The organism is Candidatus Synechococcus spongiarum SH4, from assembly GCF_000586015.1.
Lineage (GTDB): Bacteria > Cyanobacteriota > Cyanobacteriia > PCC-6307 > Cyanobiaceae > Synechococcus_B > Synechococcus_B spongiarum_F.
The window spans coordinates 1-3,689 of the sequence record NZ_JENA01000170.1; the positions used below are offsets into that span (position 1 = coordinate 1).

The window sequence follows — 3,689 nt, forward strand, 5'->3', positions numbered from 1 at the left end:
GCCGCGGTGACGCCCAGATGGGAGACGGCGCCAAGATCGAATACGACAGCGTCGCACTTGCCCTTGCCAATGGCGTTGTGCTCCCGGCCAATGGTCTTGGCTACGCCAAAAATCATGTCTCCCGTAAGCTGGAAGAGGAGCACGCGGCCCTCGCCCGCATCCAGCAGGGCTTTCTCCTCCTGGGGCAGATTCAAGTCATCATCCGCTGTGCTGATGGACTTCACCACGTCACTCTGCCGCCGGGAGAGACGGTCAATGGTGAGCATATTGGCCACGAAGACGCCTACGCCCACGGCCACGATCAGATCCCACAGCACCGTAAGGCCAATGACCACATAGAGGATCAGAGCGCCCTTGGCGGAAATCCGATGGGCCCGCTTGAGGAATCCCCAATCCACAATATCGAAGCCCACCTTCAGGGCAATACCCGCCAGCACCGCCATGGGGATCGGGGCCACCAAGCCGGGAAGAGCCAGAATCGCCACCATCAGGATCACCGCCCGGATGACGCCGGAGAGGGCTGATCGCGCCCCCGTCTGAATGTTGGCCACCGTGCCCATGGTGGCCCCGGCCCCGGCAATGCCGCCAAACAGACCCGACACCAGGTTGCCCAGGCCCTGGCCCACCAATTCCTTGTTGGAATTGTGCTCGGTGCGGGTCAGACTGTCTGCCACCACGGAGGTGAGCAGGGCGTCAATACATCCCAATGCCCCCAGCACCGCGGCATCCGCCAACATCAAGCCCAGCTCGTCGGCCCCGAAGACCGGCATCTGCAAACTGGGGAGGCCGGCAGCGATTTCCCCGATGCGACGGATCTCCTCTCCGCCGGAGCTCAGCGAGGGAATCAGGGTCAGGGAGAGGATGGTGCCCAATACAAGAGCCACCACTTGGGAAGGAAGAAACTTCTTGATAGCCGAGGGTGTGAACCAGAGAATGGCTACGGTGAATACGGCAAGCAGCAGTTCCAGCGGTTGTGTGCCGCCAATCAACTGGGGCAGATTCTGCAAGGTGCCCATCACCCCGCCCGGGGGACCCTGCTGCCCCAATGCCGGCCCCAACTGCAGCGCGATGAGGATGAAGCCGATTCCAGACATGAAGCCTGAAATCACCGTGTAGGGCATCTGGGCAACGTAGCGCCCCAACCGCAAGACGCCCAGCAGGATCTGGAACACCCCCGCCATCATCACCACGGTGAAGGCCATGGCCAGGCCGTTTTCAGGGTCACGGGCGGTGAGGTTGGCGATCACGGCGGTCATGACCACCGTCATGGGACCGGTGGGCTCCGAGATGAGAGTGGGTGTACCTCCGAACAGGGCCGCAAACAGCCCGACCAGCACGGCGCCCCACAGACCCGCTTCAGGCCCTGCCCCGGAAGCGACACCGAAGGTGAGGGCCATGGGCAAGGCAATGATGGCTGTTGTGAGGCCGCCCCACCAGTCACCTTTGAGGTTGTTGGCGCTGATATGATTCAGAATTTGCATTTGCATCAGGATTTAGGCAGTATTTGGCAAAAACATAAGAAGCCTAACAGGTGGCCGCCCTATTGGTATCTAATAATACAATTTCCAGCATCGGCAACTGCTTCCCCCGGGCGCCCCGATGGCGGTGGGAGAGGGGGTCACCGGATGAACCGATAGGCCCTGGCTAGACTTGCCGAAGACTGTCCCCGTCTCCCCCGTGCTGTCGCCCGAGATTGTTGCCGGCCCCACAGCCTTTACAGCCTTTCCGGTCCTGGCCAAGGCTCTGCCCTGGCTCCACCTGCTACTGGGCTTGGCGCTGGCCGCCTGGAGCCTGCTGTTCCTCTTCCGCATCGTGCTCACCTGGTATCCTCAGGTGAATCTTCAGCGGGGTGGCTGGCGCCTGCTCCACGTCCCCACGGAGCCTGTTCTGGCCCCCACGCGCCGCTGGGTGGCCCCCATCGGCGGCGTGGACGTGACACCGGTGATCTGGCTGGGTCTGGTGAGCCTGTTGCGGGAGTTGCTGGTGGGCCAGCAGGGCCTGTTGACCATGGCCGTCAGGTGAGCGTCCGGTTGAGCATGTCCTGCTCAATGAATTTGGTGTGTATGTTCCCTTGCAGAAACTCGGGCCGCTCCAGCAGTTGCAGGTGGAACTCAATGGTGGTGCTCACCCCCGTTACGGCGCACTCGCTGAGGGCGCGGCGCATGCGGGCAATGGCCTGGGGTCGGTCCTGCCCCCACACGATGATCTTGGCGATCAGGGAGTCGTAGTAGGGGGGGATGTGGTAGTCGGTGTACACGTGGCTATCCACCCGCACCCCGGGTCCTCCCGGGGGGAGCCAACCACTGATGCGCCCCGGCGCCGGCCGGAATCCATGGCGTGGATCCTCCGCGTTAATGCGACACTCGATGGCATGGCCGTGGAAGCGCACGTTCCTCTGGCTTAAGGACAGGGGCTCACCAGCGGCAATCCGCAGTTGCTGGGCCACCAGGTCAATGCCGGTGATCATCTCCGTCACGGGATGCTCCACCTGGATGCGGGTGTTCATCTCCATGAAGTAGAAATTGCCGCCGGGTTCCAGGAGAAACTCCACCGTCCCGGCGCCCTCGTACTGGATGGCCTTGGCTGCCCGCACCGCGGCCTCCCCCATCTTGCGACGCAATCGTGGCGTCAACTGGGGACTTGGGGATTCCTCAAGGATTTTCTGATGGCGCCGTTGCAGGGAGCAATCCCGCTCACCCAGGTGGATCACCCCACCACGGCTGTCCGCCAGCACCTGGATCTCCACATGCCGGGGGCGGATGATCAGCTTCTCCATGTACAGCCCCGGATTCCCGAATGCCGCCTCCGCCTCCCCCTGGGCTGTCTTGAACATGGTGTCCAGCTCCTCCGGCCTGGACACCAGCCGCATGCCCCGACCCCCCCCACCGGCGGTGGCCTTGATCATCAAGGGGTAGCCCACGTGCTCCGCCAACTGGTAGGCATGGTTCACGTTCTCCACCAGACCACGGCTGCCGGGCACCGTGGGGACACCCGCCTCCTGCATGGTGGCCTTGGCCGTGGATTTGTCCCCCATGGTGCGAATGGCCTCCGGGGACGGGCCGATGAACTTGATGTTGTGGGCCCTGCAGATTTCCGCAAAGTGGGAACTTTCCGCCAGAAACCCGTAGCCTGGATGAATGGCGTCCACCCCCCGGGACGTGGCGGCAGCAATGACGTTGGCCACGTTCAGGTAGCTTTTGGCGCTGGGGCCTCCCCCACGCACACTGCCTCGTCGGCAAGTTGAACGTGGAGGGCGTTGCTGTCCACAGTGCTGTGGATGGCCACCGTAGGGATGCCCAGGTCATGGCAACTGCGGATGATCCGCAGCGCAATCTCACCTCGGTTGGCGATTAATACCTTGCCAAGGGCCATCCACAGCGACGCCGCCAATGGTGGATCGTATCAGTGCCTGAACCGGCAGGCCCCCATGGGGAGCCCGTGGTGTTTAATAAAGAGGCAGGCAGGCAGGCCATGGCTGCGCAACGACAGCGGATGTGGTGGAATTGGTAGACACGCACGTTTGAGGGGCGTGTGGCTTCGGCCTTGCGAGTTCAAATCTCGCCATCCGCATGGCTTTTCCCCAGAGCGACATCATCCTGGTGTCCAACGGACCGGGCGAACTGCTCACCTGGGTGCGCCCCCTGGCCCGTCGTCTTCACCGTGATCTGGCGGCCAATCCTGCGTTCTCC

General features: G+C 62.9%; 2 protein-coding genes, 1 tRNA gene and 1 pseudogene. 2 read left to right on the top strand and 2 right to left on the bottom strand.

Going from position 1 to position 3,689, the window contains the following annotated elements; all coding sequences use genetic code 11:
• Positions 1 to 1,481, bottom strand: a 1,481-nt coding sequence (locus BG35_RS0107655) for a SulP family inorganic anion transporter (protein ID WP_025782365.1), incomplete at its 3' end; no start/stop codon positions are given.
• Between the two features lie 196 nt (positions 1,482 to 1,677).
• Between BG35_RS0107655 and BG35_RS10920 the strand changes: the two genes are divergently transcribed.
• Positions 1,678 to 2,022 (top strand): YggT family protein, encoded by a 345-nt coding sequence (locus tag BG35_RS10920; protein WP_373276977.1) that lies wholly within the window; start codon positions 1,678 to 1,680, stop codon positions 2,020 to 2,022.
• Here the strand turns inward: BG35_RS10920 and accC are convergent.
• A pseudogene (accC, locus tag BG35_RS10925) lies at positions 2,015 to 3,372 on the bottom strand (acetyl-CoA carboxylase biotin carboxylase subunit). The gene BG35_RS10920 and the pseudogene accC sit on opposite strands and share 8 nt — an antisense overlap.
• Positions 3,373 to 3,488: 116 nt before the next feature.
• Between accC and BG35_RS0107675 the strand changes: the two are divergent.
• Positions 3,489 to 3,570, top strand: a tRNA-Leu gene (locus BG35_RS0107675).
• The last annotated feature ends 119 nt before the right edge of the window (positions 3,571 to 3,689 follow it).